This is a genomic window from Sphingomonas sp. Leaf339 (assembly GCF_001426195.1).
GTDB lineage: Bacteria > Pseudomonadota > Alphaproteobacteria > Sphingomonadales > Sphingomonadaceae > Sphingomonas.
On sequence record NZ_LMRS01000012.1, the window covers coordinates 1 to 20,846 of the forward strand.

General features: G+C 65.2%; 19 protein-coding genes. 9 read left to right on the forward strand and 10 right to left on the reverse strand.

The annotated features are described in order from the left end of the window. Window positions 1-112: 112 nt before the first annotated feature. Entirely contained in the window at window positions 113-580 is a 468-nt protein-coding gene (locus tag ASG67_RS06880; protein WP_056527490.1) for an Lrp/AsnC family transcriptional regulator, read from the reverse strand. A 183-nt stretch (window positions 581-763) separates the two neighbouring features. On the opposite strand from ASG67_RS06880, the gene ASG67_RS06885 reads away from it, so the two are divergent. After that, a complete protein-coding gene (locus tag ASG67_RS06885) occupies window positions 764-2,647 on the forward strand; it encodes a sensor histidine kinase (RefSeq protein ID WP_235535091.1) in 1,884 nt (627 codons plus the stop codon). A gap of 8 nt (window positions 2,648-2,655) precedes the next feature. Here the strand turns inward: ASG67_RS06885 and ASG67_RS06890 are convergent, their stop codons facing one another. The 4 genes from ASG67_RS06890 to ASG67_RS06905 are packed head-to-tail and all read right to left on the reverse strand — an operon-like array spanning window position 2,656 to window position 6,752. Next, on the reverse strand, window positions 2,656-4,071 hold the full coding sequence (locus ASG67_RS06890) for an amino acid permease (RefSeq protein ID WP_056527493.1): 1,416 nt from the start codon (window positions 4,069-4,071) through the stop codon (window positions 2,656-2,658). Between the two features lie 54 nt (window positions 4,072-4,125). Further along, window positions 4,126-4,773: a GntR family transcriptional regulator gene (locus ASG67_RS06895; protein ID WP_056527496.1), complete on the reverse strand. Its 648-nt coding sequence runs from the start codon at window positions 4,771-4,773 to the stop codon at window positions 4,126-4,128. 37 nt (window positions 4,774-4,810) lie between these two features. After that, a complete protein-coding gene (locus ASG67_RS06900) occupies window positions 4,811-5,809 on the reverse strand; it encodes a 4-hydroxyproline epimerase (protein WP_056527499.1) in 999 nt (332 codons plus the stop codon). Window positions 5,810-5,822: 13 nt separating this feature from the next. Next, window positions 5,823-6,752: a dihydrodipicolinate synthase family protein gene (locus ASG67_RS06905; protein WP_056528979.1), complete on the reverse strand. Its 930-nt coding sequence runs from the start codon at window positions 6,750-6,752 to the stop codon at window positions 5,823-5,825. Window positions 6,753-6,826: 74 nt separating this feature from the next. Here ASG67_RS06905 and ASG67_RS06910 point away from each other — a divergent pair, with 74 nt between their 5' ends. The 6 genes from ASG67_RS06910 (at window position 6,827) to ASG67_RS06935 (ending at window position 13,834) form a co-directional block, all read left to right on the forward strand. After that, window positions 6,827-8,041 (forward strand): NAD(P)/FAD-dependent oxidoreductase, encoded by a 1,215-nt coding sequence (locus tag ASG67_RS06910; RefSeq protein WP_056527502.1) that lies wholly within the window; start codon window positions 6,827-6,829, stop codon window positions 8,039-8,041. Window positions 8,042-8,055: 14 nt separating this feature from the next. Continuing rightward, window positions 8,056-9,252, forward strand: a complete 1,197-nt coding sequence (locus tag ASG67_RS06915; RefSeq protein WP_056527505.1) for a M24 family metallopeptidase — start codon at window positions 8,056-8,058, stop codon at window positions 9,250-9,252. A 44-nt stretch (window positions 9,253-9,296) separates the two neighbouring features. Continuing rightward, the gene (locus ASG67_RS06920) at window positions 9,297-10,730 is read left to right on the forward strand and encodes a PAS domain-containing protein (protein WP_235535092.1); all 1,434 of its coding nucleotides are present in this window, start codon (window positions 9,297-9,299) and stop codon (window positions 10,728-10,730) included. Between the two features lie 81 nt (window positions 10,731-10,811). Continuing rightward, a complete protein-coding gene (locus ASG67_RS06925) occupies window positions 10,812-11,666 on the forward strand; it encodes a 2-keto-4-pentenoate hydratase (RefSeq protein ID WP_235535093.1) in 855 nt (284 codons plus the stop codon). Next, window positions 11,647-12,933 (forward strand): MFS transporter, encoded by a 1,287-nt coding sequence (locus ASG67_RS06930; RefSeq protein ID WP_056527511.1) that lies wholly within the window; start codon window positions 11,647-11,649, stop codon window positions 12,931-12,933. The genes ASG67_RS06925 and ASG67_RS06930 overlap by 20 nt, the downstream gene beginning before the upstream one ends. A gap of 67 nt (window positions 12,934-13,000) precedes the next feature. Beyond that, window positions 13,001-13,834, forward strand: coding sequence for an amidohydrolase family protein (locus ASG67_RS06935; RefSeq protein ID WP_235535094.1), 834 nt, complete (start codon window positions 13,001-13,003; stop codon window positions 13,832-13,834). 103 nt (window positions 13,835-13,937) lie between these two features. On the opposite strand, the gene ASG67_RS06940 is transcribed toward ASG67_RS06935, so the two are convergent. Next, window positions 13,938-15,215 carry an L-fuconate dehydratase gene (locus tag ASG67_RS06940; protein ID WP_056527517.1) on the reverse strand — a complete coding sequence of 426 codons (1,278 nt, stop codon included), beginning with the start codon at window positions 15,213-15,215 and terminating at the stop codon, window positions 13,938-13,940. 31 nt (window positions 15,216-15,246) lie between these two features. Then, the gene (locus ASG67_RS06945; protein ID WP_056527520.1) at window positions 15,247-15,987 is read right to left on the reverse strand and encodes an SDR family oxidoreductase; all 741 of its coding nucleotides are present in this window, start codon (window positions 15,985-15,987) and stop codon (window positions 15,247-15,249) included. A gap of 149 nt (window positions 15,988-16,136) precedes the next feature. Between ASG67_RS06945 and ASG67_RS06950 the strand changes: the two genes are divergently transcribed. Together ASG67_RS06950 and ASG67_RS06955 are read left to right on the forward strand one after the other, a co-directional pair. After that, window positions 16,137-16,475 carry an L-rhamnose mutarotase gene (locus tag ASG67_RS06950; protein WP_200940745.1) on the forward strand — a complete coding sequence of 113 codons (339 nt, stop codon included), beginning with the start codon at window positions 16,137-16,139 and terminating at the stop codon, window positions 16,473-16,475. Between the two features lie 148 nt (window positions 16,476-16,623). Beyond that, window positions 16,624-17,733 carry an ABC transporter ATP-binding protein gene (locus tag ASG67_RS06955; protein ID WP_056527526.1) on the forward strand — a complete coding sequence of 370 codons (1,110 nt, stop codon included), beginning with the start codon at window positions 16,624-16,626 and terminating at the stop codon, window positions 17,731-17,733. Here ASG67_RS06955 and ASG67_RS06960 read toward each other — a convergent pair. From ASG67_RS06960 to ASG67_RS06970, 3 genes are read right to left on the reverse strand one after another with little or no spacing between them, the layout of a single operon-like run. Further along, window positions 17,694-18,536, reverse strand: a complete 843-nt coding sequence (locus ASG67_RS06960; protein ID WP_082543373.1) for a carbohydrate ABC transporter permease — start codon at window positions 18,534-18,536, stop codon at window positions 17,694-17,696. The two genes, ASG67_RS06955 and ASG67_RS06960, sit on opposite strands and share 40 nt — an antisense overlap. Window positions 18,537-18,538: 2 nt before the next feature. Then, window positions 18,539-19,420 (reverse strand): carbohydrate ABC transporter permease, encoded by an 882-nt coding sequence (locus ASG67_RS06965; RefSeq protein ID WP_056527532.1) that lies wholly within the window; start codon window positions 19,418-19,420, stop codon window positions 18,539-18,541. Continuing rightward, window positions 19,417-20,694 (reverse strand): extracellular solute-binding protein, encoded by a 1,278-nt coding sequence (locus tag ASG67_RS06970; protein ID WP_082543374.1) that lies wholly within the window; start codon window positions 20,692-20,694, stop codon window positions 19,417-19,419. Before ASG67_RS06970 ends, ASG67_RS06965 begins: the two co-directional genes overlap by 4 nt. Between the last annotated feature and the right edge of the window lie 152 nt (window positions 20,695-20,846).

Consider the following 20,846-nt stretch of genomic DNA (forward strand, 5'->3'; position numbering starts at 1 on the left):
TTGGCCAACGACCTCGCGTCGAAAGGCCGGATACGTTTTCGCAGACTGCTCAGAATATTAGACACAAACCGCTTGCCGACGGGGCGAGCCATACGTTTTCATGACGAGCGAATTATTCGGGTGGGACGGGGATGCCCGAGATCGATTTGGCGGTGCGGATGGTCAGCGACGTCTTGACGCTGGCGACGTTGGGTGCCGGCGTCAGGTGCGTCGTCAGGATTTCCTGAAAGCTCTTCAGGTCCGATGCGACAATCTTCAGGATAAAGTCGATTTCGCCATTCAGCATGTGGCATTCGCGGACTTCCGGAATGGCGGCGACATGATTTTCAAAGGCGGACAGGTCGTGTTCGGCCTGACTGCGCAACGACACCATCGCGAACACCGTGATCGGATAGCCGAGCCGCGCCGCATCCAGATCGGCATGATAGCCCCGGATCGCCCCAGCCTCTTCCAGCGCGCGCACGCGGCGAAGGCAGGGGGGTGCTGTCAGGCCGACCTGCTCGGCGAGATCGACGTTGGTCATGCGACCATCGGCTTGCAGCAGAGACAGGATCTGGCGGTCGATTCGATCGATCGGCATTCTTTGCGTTCCTCCTGATGGCATGACCGATCGGCGATGCCCTCGCTCAAATAATATAATTGCTCTCTACCGCAATTGTCCCACAACGCGACACCGACAAAACAACCGTATCGCGGTCGATTCGAGTTAATTAAGGACCTGTTTCATCAGACCCGCTATGACGAAACGAGGGAGTTATCTGTTTTGCGTTTCGACGACAGCCTGACCACGGTGCTATCGGCCGACCAGGGACCCGGATTGGGTGCTCAGTCGGCATGGCGCCAACTGGTCGATCTGATGGGCCGTGGTCGGATCGAGGCGACGGACGAGAACATGGCGCGACTGGAGTCGCTCCGCGATGTCGTGCCGCTGCCGGTGCGTGCCGCCAGCGCGCGGGCTTTGGCTTTTGCCCGGCCACCGGCGGTTCTTGTCGGGTTCTTCGCCGCCGACGAACTCGCGATCGCGGCGCCAGTGTTGCGGATGGTGGCCCTGCCGGTCGACGACTGGCTGGGCCTTATCAGCGGTCTGTCACCCGCCGGTCGTTCGATCCTGCGACAGCGGCGCGATTTGCATGATGATGTGAAGCGCGGGCTGGAGAGCCTGGGCTCGGTGGATTTCGTGCTGTCCGATGAAACGATCGAGGCGGCCGAGCCGATCGGCGAGGACATCGAGGAGGGCGATCACCCCGTCGACGCCGAGGTGGTGGAGGAAGCGACCCTTACTCCGACCATCGATGCACCCGACGATCTTGTCGATATCCTCGACCTGGCGGAACCGACGAGCGAGCCGGCGGCGGTTTCGGCCGTCGATCTGACGCCGTCTCCGACGATGCCCTGGTCGTCGAGGCCGTTCACTGCGCTGGGCGACATCACGCGCGGTCTGCCGCTCGTTGCCGACGCGCTGCGCCGGTTTGACGCGCCGCCGATCGCCCCACCGCCAAGGTTCGAGATCGCCGATCTGGTTGCCCGGATCGAGGCGTTCAATCGTGTGCGTGACGACCGGGTCGTCCCGACGGCACCGGCGCCGATCGAGGACGGCTTCCGGTTCGAAACCGATGATACGGGCGTGATCCGTTGGGTCGAGGGCGTGTCCCGCGGGGCGCTGGTTGGCGTATCATTGGCGATGCCGGGTGGATCGACATTGATGCCGGGGGCGCAGGCGCCGTTGCAGGGCCTGGTGCGTCTCGATGCCGGCACCGCCGCGGCGTTTCGCCAGCGGGCTCGCTTCCACGATTTGCGGTTGGAGGTCGGTGGCCTGTCGGATGCAGCCGGATCGTGGCGGATCGCCGGTACGCCCCGTTTCGAGGCGGGGAGCGGCCGTTTCACCGGATATTACGGAACCGGTCGCCGGCCGCTGCGCCATGAAAGCGCCGCGCCGGCAACGGCTGCGCAGGTCACGATGTCGGATGGCCTGCGCCAGCTGGTCCATGAACTGCGCACGCCCGCCAACGCAGTTGCCGGGTTCGCCGAGCTGATCGAAACCGAATTGCTGGGTCCGGTGCCAGCGTCCTATCGCGTCCGTGCCGGTGCCATACGCCATCAGGCAGCGGATCTGCTTGCCGCGATTGATGATCTCGACACCGCTGCTCGGATCGAGGGCGGTGCACTCGATCTCCGGCCGACGGAGGTGAGGCTGGGCGAACTCGTCGAACAGACGATGACAGCGCTGGAGCCGCTAGCCCGTCAACGCGGTGCGACGCTGATGCTGTCGGGCGAGGAAACGGTCGCTTCGACCGACGACCGCGCGGCCGAGCGACTGTTCGCGCGGTTGTTGGCGGCGCTGGTGTCTGCCGCGCAGACGGGCGAACGGATCGGTGTGGCCGTACACCCCGTCGGCGATCACGCGGTAGTGACGGTCGATCGACCACGCGCGCTGGCCGATCTGCCCGGCGACGCGCTGTTCAGCCTAGATGGTGGGATCGGCGACGGTGGCGATGGTGCGCCGTTGCTGGGCGCGGGATTCACGCTGCGGCTGGTACGAAATTTGGCGACCGAGCTAGGCGGGGCACTGGCGATCGATGCCGACCACCTGACGCTGCGCCTGCCGGCCGCGTTCGTACCGGCAGCGGAACACGCTGCCGGTATCTGAAGTGTCGATCAGACGGCGACGTCGCCACGCCGCAACAGGCTGGCCCGGCGGCTGAACGCGAAATACAGGATCAGCCCCAACGCATTCCAGATGGCGAAGCGGACCAGCGTTGCGATCGGCAGGCTGTATAGCAGGTACAGGCATCCCAAGATCGCGCCCGTACCGACGATATAGGGCGCCGGGCAGCGAAACAGACGGGCGGCATCGGGGGCGGTGCGGCGCAGCACCATCAGGCAGGCACCGACCGCGATAAAGGCGATCAGCGTGCCGGCATTCGCCAGCTCGGCGATCTCATCCAGCCGGAAGAAACCGGCGACGGCGGCGATCGAGAGGCCGGTCAGGATCGTGATCCGGGTCGGCGCGCCGCTGCGCTTGCTGACCGTCGCCAGCCGCTGCGGCAACAGGCCGTCGCGCGCCATGACGAAGAAGATGCGGCTCTGCCCGTACATCATCACGAGGATCACGGAGGGGAGAGCGATCACCGCCGCCAAGGCGATGACATGGGCGGCGAAAGGCTGGTTCAGCGAGCGCAGGACCAGGGCCAGCGGCTCAGGCGAATCGGCCAGCACGCGGAACGGCAGCGCGCCGATCGCGGCGACGGCGACGGCCATGTAAATCGCGGTGCACAACACCATCGATCCGACGATACCGATCGTCAGGTCGCGGCCGGGGTTCTTGGCTTCCTCGGCCGAGGTGGCGACCGCATCGAAGCCATAAAACGCGAAGAAGACGATCGCGGCGGCGGCCATCACGCCGCGCTTGGTGCCCTCCACCTCGGTACTGCCGAAGCCGTATGGCATGAAGGGATGGAGGTTGGCGGAGTCAAACGCCGGTGCGGCGAACGCCACGAACACCGTCAGTGCGACGAGTTTGATGATGACCAGAATGATATTCAACGTTGCGCTTTCGCGCGTGCCGGCGACCAGCATGCCCATCACCGCCAGCGCGACGAGCACGGCGGGCAGGTTGATGATGCCGCCCGCGTGCGGCCCGACCAGCAGGGCCGGTGGCAGGTGTATGCCGATCGCTTCGATCCAGCCGACCAGATAGCCCGACCAGCCGACCGCAACGGTGGAACAGGCGAGTGAATATTCGAGGATCAGGCTCCATCCGACCACCCAGGCGATCGTCTCACCCAGCGCGGTGTAGCTAAAGGTATAGGCGCTGCCCGCTGCCGGGATCATCGTCGCCAGCTCGGCATAGGCGAGGGCGGCGCAGGCGCAGACCGCACCGGCGATCGCGAAGGCCAGGATCACCGCCGGCCCGGCGCGTTCGGCACCGACCCCGGTCAGCGTATAAATGCCGGTGCCGACGATCGCACCGACACCCAGCGCGATCAGATGCGGCCAACTGAGTGTTTTGGCGAGCGCCTGCCCCGAGGGCGCGTGCGCGCCCAGTGGCTTGCGCGGTCCGATGATCGACATGGTGTTACCCCTCTAACCCTGATTGCCGGTGCTGCCGGGGTTTCCCCGGTCAGCCTATCCGGTGGCGAATTGTGCGCGCAGATCGCTGAGCGTGCCGGCGATATGGGCGTGAAGCAATGTTTCGACCTGACCGGCATCGCGGGCCAGCCAAGCATCGATCATGCCGCGATGTTCCAGATGCGCGCGCGCGTCCCGCCCGGCGGGGGCGAGATGGGCGACGACATAGCGTTCTGCGAGGATCGCCAGCCGCTCGACGAGCTGCGTGGTCAGCAACCGGCCGCCGGGGCGGACCAGCGCGGTGTGGAATTCGCGGTTACGGACGGCGACTTCGGCCAGATTGGTGTGTGCCGCCTCGTCAAGCGCCTGGAACGCCTGCAACGCCTCGGTTCGGGCGTTCTCGTCGGCGTTCATCGCACCGACGGCGGCGGCCGACGGCTCGATCGCCAGCCGCAGCGCATAGATTTCGTCGGCCTGATCGGCGGACATCCGCCGCACCGTATAGCCGCGGTTGGCCTGGCTGATGAGCAGGCCCTCTTGCTCCAGCCGGGCCAGCGCCTCGCGCAGGGGAATCTTGCTGACGCCCAGTTCGGCGGCGAGCGCATCCTGACGGATCGGCATTTCGGCAGGCAACGATCCCGTCACCACGCGCTCGCGCACGATCTCGAAGACCTGATCGGACAGGGTACGCACGACGATGCTCAACAGCGGCTTCCTTGGCAGGCCGGCGCGAGGAGCGCCGTCATTTGACCTCGAAACCTTCCCAGAACCGATCGGCACGATCAATCCATATCGTGTTGAAACCGGTCGCGATCGCCGATCCTTCGATCGAGGGAATGATCGCTGGCGTCTCGCCGATCGTCGTCGCCGCCTCGACCCGGCCGATGAAGCGGCTGCCGATATAGCTTTCGTGGACGAACCGGTCGCCGGGTTTCAGCGTGCCGCGATCCGCCAGATGCGCCAGCCGTGCCGACGTGCCGGTGCCGCAGGGCGATCGGTCGATCGCCGCGTCGCCATAGAAGACGGCGTTGCGCCCGTCCGCGCCGTTCGATTTCGGTGCGTCGGCCCACAACACATGGCTGACACCGCGGATCGTGGGGTCGATGGGGTGAATCGGCTCCACCGCCGCACTCACCGCCGCCCGCACACGCCGACCCATCTCGACCAGCCATGATGCGCCCACCGCGTCGAGGCCGGGATAGCCCGCCTGCGGTTCGACGATGGCGTAGTAATTGCCGCCATAGGCCACATCGACCGTCAGCGGTCCGATCCCCTCCACCGTCACCGTCACGCCGCGCGCCGCGACATAGGCGGGGACGTTGGTGATGCGCACCGCGGTGACACGGTCGCCCTCCGTTTCATAGGCGATGTCGATCACGCCGGCTGGCACCTCAACCCGCAATCGGCCGGGCGTTACGGGCTGGATCAACCCGTGTTCCAGCCCGAACGTCACCATGCCGATCGTGCCATGGCCGCACATTGGCAGGCAGCCCGACGTCTCGATGAACAGGATGCCGATATCGGTATCGGCACGCGTCGGCGGGTAAAGGAATCCGCCCGACATCATCGCGTGGCCGCGCGGTTCAAAGCATAGCCCCGTCCTGATCCAGTCGAAACGGGCCAGGAAATCCTGGCGTCGTTCCGACATGGAAGCGCCGCGGAGCAGCGGTGCGCCCCCCGCGACCAGCCGGACGGGATTACCGGCGGTGTGGCCGTCGATGCAGAAGAAGGTGTGGCGCATGACGCTCAGTCTATCACGCCACCTCTTCGACGACCGGCGTGGCGGGCGTCAGCGTCGGGCGCGTCGCGGCGGCCTGTTCGACCATCGCGATCACCTCGGCGCGGCGGGCACCCTCCAGCGGGTAACGCGGCGGCAGCACGCGCTCCGACCCGCGACCCATCACCTGCTCGGCGAGCTTGATCGACTGGACGAGATCATGCTCCGCATCGAGATGGAGGAGCGGCATGAACCAGCGATAGATCTCCATCGCCTTAGCATGGTCGCCGCGTGCAAAGGCGTGAACCAGTTCGACCGATTCACGCGGGAACGCGTTGGTCAGGCCCGATACCCAGCCCTGCGCGCCGAGATACAATCCCTCCAGCGCCACGTCATCGAGGCCGGCGAACAGCACATACCGATCACCGAACGAGTTGCGCAGATCGGTGAAGCGGCGCGTATCGGGCGCCGATTCCTTCACCGCGACGATGTTGTCGACGTCGAGCAGCATCTCGAGCACCTCGTTGGTGATCGACGTGCGATACGCGGGCGGATTGTTGTAGAGCATGATCGGCAGCGCCGTCTTCTCGGCCACGCCGCGGAAGTGGAGGGCCAGTTCGTGCGGTTTGGGCACATAGACCATCGGCGGCAGCAGCATCAGGCCGTCGGCCCCGGCCTTCTCGGCGGCCTGCGCATACTCAACGGCGCGGCGGGTGTCGTATTCGGACACCCCGGTGATGACCGGCACGCGACCATCGACCGCCTCGACGATCGCGGTCAGCATGGTGACCTTCTCCTCGAAGGTCAGCGAGTTGTTCTCACCCACGGTGCCGAGCGCGATGACGCCGGTCACGCCGTCGTTCACCAGATCGTCGACCACGCGCTGCGTATCAGTGATATCAAGCGAGTAGTCGGCGCGGACCTGTGTCGTCACCGCCGGAAAAACACCTTGCCAGCCAATCGTCATCTTCGCCGTCCCTGTCTTGTCAATGAATACCGTATACGATACCAATCTGCGCAGTGCAACAAGATCGCTGACATATGTTGAAAATTCTGGTCATCGGCGGCGGGGTCGTCGGCCGTTCCATTGCCTGGCACCTGCAACGCGAGGGCATTCAGGTTGTGATAGTCGATCCCGCATGTGCCGGGTCTGCCGCATCGTGGGGCAATGCCGGGCATATCGCAACCGAACAAGTGGTGCCGCTCGCCTCGCGCGCGATGGTGCGATCGTTGCCGCGTCGACTGTTCGTGCGGGGCGGGCCGCTCGACCTGCCGCCACGCATGATTGCAACTTGGCTGCCGTTCGCCTTGCGACTGCTGCGGTCGACGCAGCCGCGCCGGTTCGCGGCGGGGGAGGCGGCGCTAGGATCGTTGTTGGCCGCGGCGATGCCGGCATGGCGGCGGCTCGTTGCGGGATTGGGCGCACCGGATCTGTTGCGCGAACAGGGTCATCTCGTCGCGTGGGAAAACGCTGGCAGCGCCGTAAAAGGCCGCGCGGCATGGCAGGCGGCCAACACCGGCACGGCGCGGGTCGGCGAGGCCGATGCCAGTGACCACACAGCGCTATCGGCCCTGTCGCCGAACGTCGTCGATGCAATCCGGTTCAGCGGTAGCGGCCAGGTAAGCGATCTCGACGCGCTGGCGGCGGCGTTCGATCATGCCCTGATCGCGGCGGGCGTGCGGATCGAACGCGGCACCGCCACGATCGAGCGGCGCGGGGCGGGGGTGCATGTAGCGGGGTTCGACGCCGACCGGATCATTGTCGCGGCCGGCATCGGATCGCGCGCCCTGATGGCGGCGGCGGGCGATGCCGTGCCGCTGATCGCCGAGCGCGGTTATCACATCCGGGCGGCGGCCGATCACTGGCCCGCCGATCTGCCGCCCGTCGTGTTCGAGGACCGGTCGATCATCGTCACGCGCTATGTCGACAGCGTGCAAGTAGCCGGGTTTGTCGAGTTCGGCCGTGCCGATGCGCCGCCCGACCCGCGCAAATGGGATCGGCTGGAAAGCCATGTCGCCGCGCTGGGAATGCCGATCGCCGGGCCGTTCCGCCGCTGGATCGGCGCGCGCCCGACCTTGCCCGATTACCTGCCCGCCATCGGCCGGTCGCGCCGGGCGGCCAATCTCTATTACGCGTTCGGCCATCAGCATCTCGGCTTGACGCTGGCGCCCGTCACGGGGGAATTGATGGCGGCGATGGTGCTGGGCGAGGCACCGGCGATCGATTGCACACCGTTCGATATCGCACGATTCTAGGGACAGGAGCGACCATGACGATCGGTACTTCGGACGCCGCCACCGAACTCGCGGCGATCCGCCCGCCCGCCACCCGTGCGCCTGCCATCGCAGCGACCGAATATGCGGCGCGGCTGGATCGCGCGCGGGCGCTGACGGCGGGGATCGGCGCCGATGCGCTGCTGGTCCATACCGGTGCCAGCCTGCGCTATTTCACCGGTGTTCCCTGGGGTGCGAGCGAACGTATGGTCGCGCTGCTGCTGCCTGTCCATGGCGAGCCGATCGTCATCTGCCCGCGGTTCGAGCGTGGCACGCTGGAAGCCGATCTGGACATCGCCGCCGACCTGCGGCTGTGGGAAGAAGACGAGGACCCGATCGCTCTCGTCGCCGATGCCGCGACGGGGATGGCGCGGATCGCGATCGATCCGCTGCTGCCGTTCGGCTGGGGCGAGAAACTGCGTGCGGCGGGACTGTCGGTGATCGACGGGGCGGCGGCGATCGACGGGTGCCGCACGATCAAATCGCCCGCCGAACTGGCGTTGCTGGCGGAGGCCAAGGTAATGACGCTGGAGGTGCAGCAACGCGCCGCGCGCATCCTGCGGCCCGGGATCGCGGCGGGCGAGGTCATCCGCTTTATCGATGCCGCGCATCATGCGATCGGCGGGGGCGGATCGTTCTTCTGCATCGTCCAGTTCGGTCGCGCGACCGCGTTTCCGCATGGCCTGCCCGGTGAGCAATATCTGGGTGAGGGCGAACTGGTGCTGATCGACACCGGTTGCCGGGTCCGTGGCTATCATTCGGACATCACCCGCACCTATGCCTTTGGCAATGTGGATCAGGAAATCCGCGATATCTGGCAACTGGAACACGACGCACAGGCCGCCGCCTTCGCCGCCGCCGCACCCGGCGTGACGTGCGAGGCGGTCGATGCCGCTGCTCGATCGGTGCTAGAGGCAGGCGGTCTAGGCCCGGATTACCGGTTGCCCGGCCTGCCGCATCGCACCGGCCATGGCATCGGCCTGTCGATCCATGAACCCGCCTATCTGGTGCGGGGCGACCGGACCCCGCTAGCGCCCGGCATGTGTTTTTCCAACGAGCCGATGATCGTTGTACCCGACCGGTTCGGCATCCGGCTAGAGGATCATTTCCACGTTACCGATACGGGCGCGGCATGGTTCACCGAGCCGCAGCCATCGATCGACCACCCGTTCGCTACTAATGCCCCCGCATAATGCACCCATTGTCCGGCAAGGCGCAATTCGGCTAGCAGATGCGGGTGGAACAGATTGAGAATCCCAGGATTGTCGCAGACGACCTGATGGCGAGAAATGGCATTTCATCGGCGATTGGCCGCGAAGACCGGTTCGATCCGGCCGATCCATTCGTCGCCGGGTTCCGCGAAGCCGTGCTGCCGATGGCGATCAGTGATCCCCGCCTGCCGGACAACCCGATCGTCCATATCAACGACGCGTTCGAAAAGCTGACCGGCTATTGCCGCGACGAGGTGATCGGCCGCAATTGTCGGTTCCTGCAGGGGCCGTTGACTGCGGCGGCGGACGTCGAATCGCTGCGCGCGGCAATCGCCTCGCAGGAGCGGATCGAAATCGATCTGCTCAACCATCGCAAGGATGGGACGCCCTTCTGGAACCGCCTGCATATCGCACCGGTGTTCAATGCAGCGGGCGAGCTTTGCTATTTCGTCGCGTCGCAACATGACGTGAGCGTCGAGCGACGGCAACAGGTCGATCTGGCCGATAGCGCGGCGCGGCTTGAATTTGCGTTGAAGGCGGGCCGATTGGGGGCGTGGACGCTCGATCCGGCCACCGGGCGGCTTGACGCATCGACCGGCTGCAAGGCGGTGTTCGGCCGCGCAGCCGATGAGCCGTTCGATTATGACGATCTCCGCGCCGCCATCCACCCCGAGGACCGCGACCGGGTGCTGGCTGCGATCGATCGGACGATCGCCACCGGCGCGGATTACGACATCGAATATCGCCTTGTCACGCCGTCGGGCGAGGTGCGATGGGCGGCGATCCGCGGTGAATTGATGACCCGTCGCGATGGCAGTCCGCTGTCGATGAGCGGCTTCTCGACCGACATTACCGAACGCCGGCGCGTCGAGGAACATCGCGAACTGCTGGCGGCCGAGTTGACCCACCGGGTCAAGAACACGCTCGCCACGGTTGGCGCCATCGTGAACCAGACACTGCGTGATGCCGGGTCGATGGAGGCCGCGCGCGATACGATTGCTGGCCGCATCGCCTCACTTGCCGTGGCGCACGACCTGTTGCTGCGCGATGAGGTGGAGGGCGCGGCGATCGGTGACATCGTCAGCGGCGTCATGGCGCCGTTCGACGATGCAAAGGGCCGACGGCTGACGATGGACGGCCCAAACGTGAAGCTGGAGCCGCGCATCGCGCTCGCATTTTCGATGGCGCTTCACGAACTGGCGACCAACGCCAGCAAATATGGTGCACTGTCGATAGCGGGTGGTCACGTCACGATCGCCTGGCACATCTGTTCGAACGCGACCGGCCGTCGGCTTACCTTCCGCTGGCAGGAGACTGGTGGCCCGCCCGTCGTCACGCCGACCCACACGGGGTTTGGCTCACGAATGATCGAACGCGTGCTTGCCCAGCATATCCGCGGCAAGGCTCGTGTCGATTATCGACCAGACGGCGTGGTGTTCGAGATCGACGCGCCTTTATAGGTTGATATCGACTGCCCGCTGTCATCCACCGGCGAAGCATTAGTAGAGCCGGATGTAACGGGCAAAAGGATCGTCGGAACGATGAGGCACATCGATACAGCGGAAATGGCCAACGAGGACCGGATCGCGCATGCGTTCGTCGAGGCGCGGCGGGGCGTTTACGGCGTTTCCGAGTATCCGGGCACCCGGCCCGAAACGCTGAGGGACGCCTACGCCATTCAGGACAGGGCGATCGCGATCGATGGCAGATCCGTCGCAGGCTGGAAGGTCGGGCGTATCCCGGCACCGCTCATCGGGATCATCGGGACAAATCGGCTAGCCGGTCCGATCTTCGCGGATCAGGTATATGATGCGACCGAAACCGCCACGCTGCCCGTGATCGTCGATGGCTTCGCCGCGGGAGAAGCGGAGTTCTGCATCCGCATCGGTCGCGCGCCGCCACCGGGTAGCACCGGGCTGACGCTCGATGAGGCGCTGGAACTGGTGGACGCGGTCCATATCGGCGTCGAAATCGCCAGTTCGCCTTACCCGCATATCAATCGGGACGGGCCACTGGTCACGATCAGCGATTACGGCAACAATTTCGGATTGCTGATCGGCGATGCCGTGCCAGATTGGCGGAGCCTGGGCTTTCTCGACTGGCCGGTCGTCTCGCGGATCGACGGCGCCGTCGTGGGGCAGGCCACAGCGCGCGAAATGCTCGACGGGCCGATCGGTGCGGTTGCGTTTCTGATCGATTGCCTGTCCGCGCGCGGGCTGTCATTGGCACCGGGACAATGGGTATCGTCGGGGGCGGTGACCGGGGTGCACCAGGTGCGACCCGGTCAGCGGTTTGAGGCCGATTTCGGCGAAATGCGGGTGAGCTGCGCGATCGACGCGGCCATGCCGGCACAGGCAATGGGAGTGGAAGCGGGACATGGAACCGGGCCGAGCTGAAACGATAGGGAGCGCGGTCGAGCGGTCGGGGCGCTATCGCTGGAGCATCGTCGCGCTGTTGTTCATGGCGACGGTCATCAATTACGTCGATCGCCAGATGATCGGCGTGCTGAAGCCGACCCTGTCCGCGGATCTCGGCTGGAACGAGACCGATTACGCGAACGTCATCTTCTTCTTCCAGATGGCCTACGCGATCGGATATCTGGGGTTCGGGCGACTGGTCGATGTGATCGGCGCGCGGATGGGGTACGCGGTTGCGTTCGTTATCTGGCAGCTGGCACATATCGCGCATGGCGGCGCCTATAGCGTCACTCAGTTCGCGATGGCCCGATTTGGTCTCGGCATTGGCGAGGCGGGCAACTTCCCCGCCGGCATCAAGGCGGTGACAGAATGGTTTCCCGCCAAGGAACGCGCCTTTGCCATCGGCGTGTTCAACGCCGGCGCCAATATCGGCGCGATCATCACGCCGCTGGCGATCCCCGTCCTGACAATCACCTATGGCTGGCGGATGGCGTTTGTCGTGACGGGCGTCGTCAGCTTCGTCTGGCTGATCGCGTGGCTGGCGATCTATCGCCGCCCCCGCGAACACAGGAAGGTGACCGGCGCCGAGCTGGCGTGGATCGAGCAGGACCCCGCCGACACCGGCACTGCGATCGGCTGGCGACGGATCGCCACCCGCCGCGAGACCTGGGCCTATGCGCTCGGCAAGTTTTTCATCGACCCGATCTGGTGGTTCTTCCTGTTCTGGCTGCCCGGCTATCTCGGCGACCGGTACGACCTCGATCTGCTGAGCTTCGGGCCGCCGCTCGTCGCGATCTATCTGTTGTCCGATCTGGGCAGCGTGGCGGGCGGATGGATGTCGTCACGACTGATCGCGCGCGGCCGCACCGTCAATTTCGCGCGGAAATCGACGATGCTGGTCTGTGCCTTCGCGGTCACGCCGGTGCTGTTCGCGCAGTCGATCGACAATCTGTGGGTGGCGGTGCTGGTCATCGGTATCGCGACGGCGGCGCATCAGGCGTTCTCGGCCAATCTTTATACGTTGCCGTCCGATCTGTTTCCCCGCGCGGCGGTGGGGTCGGTGATCGGCATCGGCGGTACCGTGGGCGCGGTCGGGGGCATGATGATGGCGAAATATGCCGGCTTCGTCCTCGACGGCGTCGGCAGTTATGCGCCCCTGTTCTACGTCGCCGGCTCCGCCTATTTCCTGGCGCTGGGTGCAGTGCATCTCCTGTCGCCCAGACTGGAACGCGTCTCCACGGTTTGAGAGCTACGAGGGGCACTTCGTTGGAACTGCCCCAAGCCGTGTCACCGGCGGATTGAGGAGAGAAATGGTGCGTACGATCGATGCCCATCAACATTTCTGGCGATACGATCCGGTTGCTCTTAGCTGGATCGATCCCGCCACGTCCCTGGCGCAAGATCGCTTGCCGCCGGACGTGCGGGTCGCGATGGACTGCGCTGGCATCGACGGATCGATCGCCGTGCAGGCATCCCAGAGCGAAGCCGAAACACTGTGGCTGCTGGCGCTGACCAAGCGTCATCCGTGGATCGCCGGAGTAGTGGGATGGGCTGACCTATGTGCACCCGATATCGCCGACCGTATCGCCGCGTTGCGGCATCCAAGGCTCGTTGGGTTGCGGCATGTCGTGCAGGACGAACCCGACGATCGCTTCCTGCTCCGCGATGATTTCACCAACGGCGTCCGGGCGACGACCGCGGCGGGACTAGCTTACGATATTCTGATCTACCCGCGACAGGCGAGCCACGTCCCCGCCTTTCTCGACAAGGTCGGCGATGGCCGCTTCATCCTCGATCACGGTGGCAAGCCACCGATCGCGACGGGTGGGTGGCAGCCATGGGCAGACGCCATCACCCGGATCGCACACTATCCGGGCGTGTGGTGCAAGCTGTCCGGACTGGTGACGGAGGCCGATCATGCGACGTGGCAGCCGGACGATCTGGCCCGCTACGTCGATCACCTGATCGACTGCTTCGGACCCGATCGATTGATCTTCGGAACAGACTGGCCGGTGTGCCTGCTCGCCGCCGATTACGGCCGTGTCCATGCGGTTGCGATGGAGCACGTCTCCGCGCGCTGCCCCGATCACGTCGACGCCATCTTCGGCGGGAATGCGACGACGGCCTATCGCCTACCCGATCGGTGATCCATCGCGATCAGCCTGCTCCGCCACCAGCGCCCCCACGATGGTCGCGCCGGTGCCCGACCTACGGCCGATCACGATCCCCACCTGCCCGGCGAGGCTCAAATCACGAAACGTGCCGGTAGTGGACGAGCGTCGCGGGCTTCATCTCGATCGAATAGCCCGGCCGGGACGGCGGCATGTACGCGGCTCCGCGGATCACGCAGGGGTCGACGAAATGCTCATGTAGATGATCGACATACTCCGTCACGCGGCCCTCCGTCGTCCCGGAGAAGCAAAGATAATCGATCATCGACAGATGCTGGACATATTCACACAGGCCGACGCCGCCGGCATGCGGACAGACCGGCAGGCCGAATTTCGCCGCCAGCAGCATCACCGCCAACGCCTCGTTGACGCCGCCGATGCGGCATGCGTCCAACTGGACGATATCGATCGCACCAGCCGCCATGAATTGTTTGAACAGGATGCGATTCTGGCACATCTCGCCGGTCGCCACCTTCACCGGCGCGATGGCCGCCCGGATCGCGGCGTGGCCCAGCACGTCGTCGGGGCTGGTCGGCTCCTCGATGAACCACGGATCGGCAAAAGCCAGCGCGCGGACCCAGTCGATCGCCTCGCCGACTTCCCACACCTGATTGGCGTCGATCATCAGCCGGCGGTCTGGCCCCAGCACCTCGCGCGCGATCCGTACCCGGCGGATATCGTCGGCCAGATCGCGGCCGACCTTCAGCTTCACATGCGTGAAACCGGCATCGACCGCTTCCTGCGTCAACCGGCGCAGCTTCGCGTCGTCATAACCCAGCCAGCCGGACGAGGTGGTGTAGCAAGGATACCCCTCCGCCATCAGCGTTGTGATCCGTTCCGCCTTGCCCGCCGCCCGTTCGGTCAACAGCGCCAGCGCCTCGTCGGGCGTGATCGCGTCGGTCAGGTAGCGGAAATCGATCGCGGCCACGATCTGTTCGGGGTTCATGTCGGCGACCAGTCGCCAGACCGGCTTGCCCGCCGCCTTTGCCCACAAATCCCAGATCGCGTTGACGACCGCACCGGTCGCCAGATGCATCGCGCCCTTGTCCGGCCCGATCCAGCGGAGCTGGCTGTCGCCGGTCAAGTGTCGCCACATTCGCCCCGGATTCTCCGCGATCCAGTCCAGTTCCAGCCCAACGATCAGATGACGCATCACCTCGATCGCGGCGACGCAGATGTCGTTGCCCCGGCCGATCGTGAAGGTCAGGCCATGTCCCTCCAGCCCCGGCGTGTCGGTGTCGAGGACAACATAGGCGGCCGAATAATCGGGGTCGGGGTTCATCGCGTCCGACCCGTCGAGCGCGAGGCTGGTCGGAAAGCGCAGGTCGATCGTGCGCAGTCCGGTGATGCGGGTCATGCGGTCTGCTCCAGAAGCGGCAATGTCATTGTCAATTTACCCAACCGCCGTCGATCACATGCACCGCGCCGGTGGTGAAGCTGGCGTCGTCGCTTGCCAGATAGGCGACCAGTGCCGCAATTTCCTCGGCGCGGCCCAGTCGACCCATCGGTTGGCGAGCAATGAAGGCGGCCTCGGCATCGGCCACCTCGATCCCCTGCGCCCCCGCTTGTGCTTCGACGCGCGCGCGCAGCGACGGCGTCTCGATCGTACCGGGGCACACTGCGTTGCAGCGGATGCCGCGCGCAACGAAATCCGCGGCAACCGCCTTGGTCAGGCCGATCACCGCCGCCTTGCTCGCCCCATACGCATAGCGATTGGGAATGCCCTTGATGCTGGAGGCGATGCTGCTCATGTTGACGATCGAGCCTACACCCTTTGCCAGCATACCCGGCAGGAACGCGCGGATGGCGTGATGCATCGCGTGGACATTCAGATCGAAACTGAGCGTCCAGTCGTCGTCGGTGCATTGCAGGATGTCACCCGCGCCGACGAACCCACCGATATTGGCCAACGCATCGATCGGGCCGACTGTGGCGGGCAGGGCGGCGATGGCGGCGGGGTCGGTCAGGTCGGCAACGATGCGCTTAACGCCGACGACCGCCTCTAGCGCCTCGCCATCGCGGTCCAGCGCCCAAACCGTGGCACCTTCATCGCGTATCCGCTCCGCCGTCGCGCGGCCGATCCCCTGTCCGGCGGCCGTGACCAGCACGACCTTGCCCTGAAAACGCATGTCCGTCTCCGCCCTCGAACTTTTACCCGTCAAAAGTTCATTTCAGGTATCATATTGGACTTATCGGTTGCATCATGTCCAGCCACTTGATCGATCGAGCGGCGCATGATGACAATGCGCGAGGAGAGGTTTGACCAATGACTCAACGTATGGTGCTCGCACTCGACCTGGTCGACGATGCCGCCTTGATCGCGGCTTATGAAGCGCGCCATGCGCCGGCGGCGGTCTGGCCAGATGTGATCCGCGATATTCGTCTACGCGGATATGTCGACATGGAAATCTGGCGCGTCGATGACCGGCTGGTGATGATCGCCGAGGTGACCGACGACTTTCCTCGACGGAGCGATCCAGCGCTGGCTCAGACCGTTGACGACTGGGAATCCGAGATGGACGCATTCCAGCGCCCTCTGCATCCGGACGGTGAAAAGTGGTTGGCCATGCGCCGCATCTTCGCCCTGACGGATCAGCCGGCCATTGATCCGTGGTGATGAAGGGCAACTAAGTCCTTGAAACAGTTTTGCAGGTTGCGCTTCACTGGTTAGCGATCGATCGGAAAGATCGACAGGATCGACAGGATCGACAGGATCGACAGGATCGACAGGATCGACAGGATCGACAGGATCGAGGGAGCAGTCATTGGCCAGCGTCGACATCATCGGGCTTTCCAAGCGCTTCGGCGATACGACCGTTCTCCACCCGACTGACCTTCGGATCGAGGATGGCGAGTTCGTCGTGCTCGTCGGGCCATCGGGTTGTGGTAAGTCGACGCTGCTCCGCCTGATCGCCGGACTGGAGCAGCCGAGCGAGGGCCGCGTGGTGATCGATGGCCGCGACGTGACGAACGCGGCGCCGTCGGACCGGGGGCTGGCGATGGTCTTCCAATCCTATGCGCTCTATCCGCACCTGACCGTCGCAGCCAATATCGCCTTCCCGCTGAAGGTCGCCGGCATTGCCAGACGCGAGATCGACGATCGCGTCCGTGAGGTCGCCGCGATGCTTGACCTGTCGGACCTGCTCAATCGCCGTCCGCGCGCGCTGTCCGGCGGACAGCGCCAGCGCGTGTCGATCGCGCGAGCAGTGGTTCGGCGGCCCCGTGTCCTGCTGCTCGACGAGCCGCTGTCGAACCTCGATGCGAACCTGCGCGCGCGGATGCGACACGAATTCGCACGCCTTCACCAACAGCTGGGTGCGACGATGATCTACGTCACGCACGACCAGCTGGAGGCGATGACGCTCGCCAACCGCATCGTCGTGATGGGGGCGGGGCGGGTCGAACAGGGCGGTGCGCCGCTCGACGTCTATCGCCGGCCGGCGAGCGTGGCGGTCGCTGCCGCGATCGGATCGCCTGGCATGAACCTGCTTCCCGCAACGATCATTGCCGGCGACAAACGTGGCGCGATGGTGCGGCTGACGGGTGGCGAGGAGGTGCTGACCGGGGCGGACGTGCCACGGGACGCGATCGGCGCATCGGCGACGCTGGGCATCCGACCGGAGCATCTCCATCTCGATCCCACCGGGCCGTTCGAGGGCGCGGTGGAGCTGTTCGAGCGGCTTGGCCCCCTGTCGTTCGCGCATCTCGGCGTGCGGGGGGCGGTGGACACGATCGTCGCGCAATTGCCGGGGGATCGATCGGTGACGCTGGGCGAGCGTTTGCGCTTCGGCGTGTCGCCGGGGGATGCCCATCTCTTCGGCCCCGATGGCCGCGTCTATCCCTTGACGCTGCCGCCCAGCAGCCCGGTCAGATAATATCGCTGGAGCGCGAGAAATAGCAGCAGCACCGGCATCGTCGTAACGACCGCCGCCGCCATCATCAACTCGCCATCCGCCGCATGTTCCCGCGCGATCGCGGCGACCGCGACCGGCAGCGTGTAGAGATGCTGATCGGCCAATACGATCAGCGGCCACAGGAAGTCGTTCCACGAGCCTAGAAACATGAACAGCGCCAGCGTCACGACGATCGGGGTCAGCAGCGGCAGCACGATCGACACAAAGATGCGGACCTCGCTGGCGCCATCGATCCGGGCTGCGTCGATCATTTCGTCAGGGATCGCCAGCGTCGCCTGCCGGACGAACAGGATCGCGAAAATACCGGCCAGACCAGGCAGAATCACGCCGGCATAGCTGTTGACCAGCCCCAGTTCCTTGAAGATCAGGAACAGCGGCAGCATCGCCACCTGTCCAGGCACGACCAGCGATGCGATCAGCCATTGCAGCAACCGTTCCCGCCCGCGAAAACGCAGCTTGGCAAAGGCATAGCCCGCCGGCACCGTCAGCAGCAGTCCGAGGACGGTCGATACCGCCGCGATGCCCAGACTGTTCAACAGTGCCGGGACGATCCGGTAATCCCACCACGCGCCCTCGATCTGCCGGCGGAACAGCAGCTCGTAATAATTCTCCCACGACCAGCGGGATGGCCAGAGCGGCGTCGGCAGCGTGCTCGACTCCCCGCGCGGCATGAACGACACGATCACCATGTACGCCAGCGGCGCGACGGTCAGTGCGGTTAGCAACAGCGCCGCCGCATTGGCGACGATCGCGCGTGGCGACATCCTCACAGCCATTCGTACCGCCGCCCGATGCGCGTCTGCACGATGGTCAGCGCCAGGATCATCAGGAACAGGATGAACGCCACCGCGCTCGCCTGACCCAGATTCCACCATTTGAAGCCTTCGTCGAACATGAAATATAGCACCGTCGTGGTACTTTGCGCGGGGCCGCCCAGCGTCATGACATAGGGTTCGGCGAAGATCTGGAGGAAGCCGGCGACGCTCATCACCACCGCCAGCAACAGCGTCGGCCCGATCGCCGGCAAGGTTACGTGGCGGAAACGTCCCCACAGGCCGGCACCGTCCAGCCGCGCCGCCTCCATCAGGTCTTGCGGCACCGCTGACAGCGCGGCGGTGAAAACGATCATGTTGTATCCGAAAATTTTCCACGTCACGAAGATCAGGATCGCCGGGATCGACGTCGCCGGATTGCCCAGCCAGTCGACCGACGCCACGCCGACCGCGTTGAGCGCGCGGTTCATCAATCCGAACCGCTCGTTGAACAGGAACCGCCAGACGACCGCCGTCGCCACCACGCTGGTGACATAGGGCGCGAACAGCAGCACGCGCCACAGCGGCTTCCAGCGTACCGTGACGTCGTTCAGCAACAGCGCGACGGCCAGCGACGTGCCGATCGCCATCGGCACGCCGAGCACCGCGAACAATGCGGTATTACCCAGCGCCCGCCAGAACAGCGGCGTCGACAACAGGTCGATAAAATTTCCTAGCCCGACGAAGCGCAGATTGGACCAGTCAGCCAGCGCATAGATCGAATAATCGGTGACCGACAACGCCATCGCCAGCGCGGTCGGCACGATAAAGACCAGAACGATGATCGCCAGCACCGGCGCGGAGAACAGCCAGGCGGTGCGCTCCTGCCGGGTCATGCAAGCTTGCCCGCCTCGACCAGTGCGCGCCGTTTGGCGAGAAGTCGATCGACCCGCGTATCGAGCGCGGCGAGCGCCTGATCGATCGTCTGCAATCCGCGCACCACGCGCTCTGCCGCCAGTTGGATCTCGATCTGGATGCGTTCCCATTCGATCACGCGGGGCAGGAAAGCCGGCTCGCGCATCTGCTCGGCGAAGGGGGCGAGGACAGGCGTTGCCAGTTGCGGCGACGACCAAACGCTGGCCCGCGCCGGCAGGTTGCCGATCAGCCGCTGATACCGCAACTCACTGCTTGCCGAGCTCAGATGGCGGACCAGCGCCCATGCCTCTGCTGGTCGCGAAGTGGTGGCGGATACGCACAGGCTTGTGCTCAGGCCGGACAGCCTGCCCGCACCCTGCGGCCCCGCGATCCGCGCCGTCGACCAGAGGTCGGCGGGCAGGTCGTTCGCGCGCCGTTTGAAATCGAGCAGGGTAGGCGGACCGCTCGGCCAGATCGCGAAGAACCCTTGCGCGAAGGCGGCTACCGGGTCCTGCACCTCGGTCGACAGTGCGCGCGGCGCGAACCCGTCGGCGAAGAGTGACGCATAATAGGCGAACGTCATCCGCGCCTCCGCGGTCTGAAAATTACCGCGCGTGTCGCGGTCTCGCAGCAACACCGCCCCCGCCTGAGACAGCATGTTGATCAACGCGGTGGGCCAGTTGAGCAGCATCAGGAACACGAAGTCGTCGGGCCGCCGCCGCTTGATCGCCCCCGCCATGGCGCGCCATCCGTCCCATTCCTCGGATGGCGTTTCATAACCCGCCTGGCGAAGGATGTCGCGGCGATAGAACTGCACCTGTGGTGCCACCGACCACGGGATCGCATAGTCGCGCCCCTTGATCCTGGTCGCCGTCAGCACACCCGGAATTATATCGGCGACCAGCGCGGGGGCCGGGACAGGCGCGATCGCGCCGATCGTTGCGAATTCCTCTATCCAGCTGTTGAAGAGCATGAGCACGTCCGGCATCGCGCCACCCGCCTGCGCAGTCAGCAGTTTTTCATGCGACGCCGTCGTCGGCAGCGATTGCACCTCGACCGGAATGCCGGTCGCCGCTGTGAACGGGGGCATCAATAACGGGGAGTAATCGCCCTCGTAACTCATCGCCCAGAACCGCAGTGGTTGATCGCTGGTCGTGTTTGCGCAGGCCGACAGGGCAACGGCCGGCAGCAAACCCAACGCCGATCGCCGCGTCCAATGCTGCGCGTGCCCCTCCATCGAGCAAACGTGCCGCATCCGCTCATCTCACACCAGCCCGCCACCATAATAAACGGCGCAAAAGTTGAGCTATGTAAATCGGTTGGCATCCGGCGCGGATGGCGATCGCTGTTCTGTCTTTGGGTATTGGCGTATGCCCTGGCTCAACGACTGTCGATGTAAAGGCATCG

Coding starts and splice junctions, on each gene's coding strand:
- ASG67_RS06880 (WP_056527490.1), bottom strand. CDS start 580: ATGCCGATCGATCGAATCGACCGCCAGATCCTGTCTCTGCTGCAAGCC.
- ASG67_RS06890 (WP_056527493.1), bottom strand. CDS start 4,071: ATGTCGATCATCGGACCGCGCAAGCCACTGGGCGCGCACGCGCCCTCG.
- ASG67_RS06900 (WP_056527499.1), bottom strand. CDS start 5,809: ATGCGCCACACCTTCTTCTGCATCGACGGCCACACCGCCGGTAATCCC.
- ASG67_RS06905 (WP_056528979.1), bottom strand. CDS start 6,752: ATGACGATTGGCTGGCAAGGTGTTTTTCCGGCGGTGACGACACAGGTC.
- ASG67_RS06910 (WP_056527502.1), top strand. CDS start 6,827: ATGTTGAAAATTCTGGTCATCGGCGGCGGGGTCGTCGGCCGTTCCATT.
- ASG67_RS06915 (WP_056527505.1), top strand. CDS start 8,056: ATGACGATCGGTACTTCGGACGCCGCCACCGAACTCGCGGCGATCCGC.
- ASG67_RS06925 (WP_235535093.1), top strand. CDS start 10,812: ATGAGGCACATCGATACAGCGGAAATGGCCAACGAGGACCGGATCGCG.
- ASG67_RS06930 (WP_056527511.1), top strand. CDS start 11,647: ATGGAACCGGGCCGAGCTGAAACGATAGGGAGCGCGGTCGAGCGGTCG.
- ASG67_RS06940 (WP_056527517.1), bottom strand. CDS start 15,215: ATGACCCGCATCACCGGACTGCGCACGATCGACCTGCGCTTTCCGACC.
- ASG67_RS06945 (WP_056527520.1), bottom strand. CDS start 15,987: ATGCGTTTTCAGGGCAAGGTCGTGCTGGTCACGGCCGCCGGACAGGGG.
- ASG67_RS06950 (WP_200940745.1), top strand. CDS start 16,137: ATGGTGCTCGCACTCGACCTGGTCGACGATGCCGCCTTGATCGCGGCT.
- ASG67_RS06960 (WP_082543373.1), bottom strand. CDS start 18,536: ATGTCGCCACGCGCGATCGTCGCCAATGCGGCGGCGCTGTTGCTAACC.
- ASG67_RS06965 (WP_056527532.1), bottom strand. CDS start 19,420: ATGACCCGGCAGGAGCGCACCGCCTGGCTGTTCTCCGCGCCGGTGCTG.
- ASG67_RS06970 (WP_082543374.1), bottom strand. CDS start 20,694: ATGCGGCACGTTTGCTCGATGGAGGGGCACGCGCAGCATTGGACGCGG.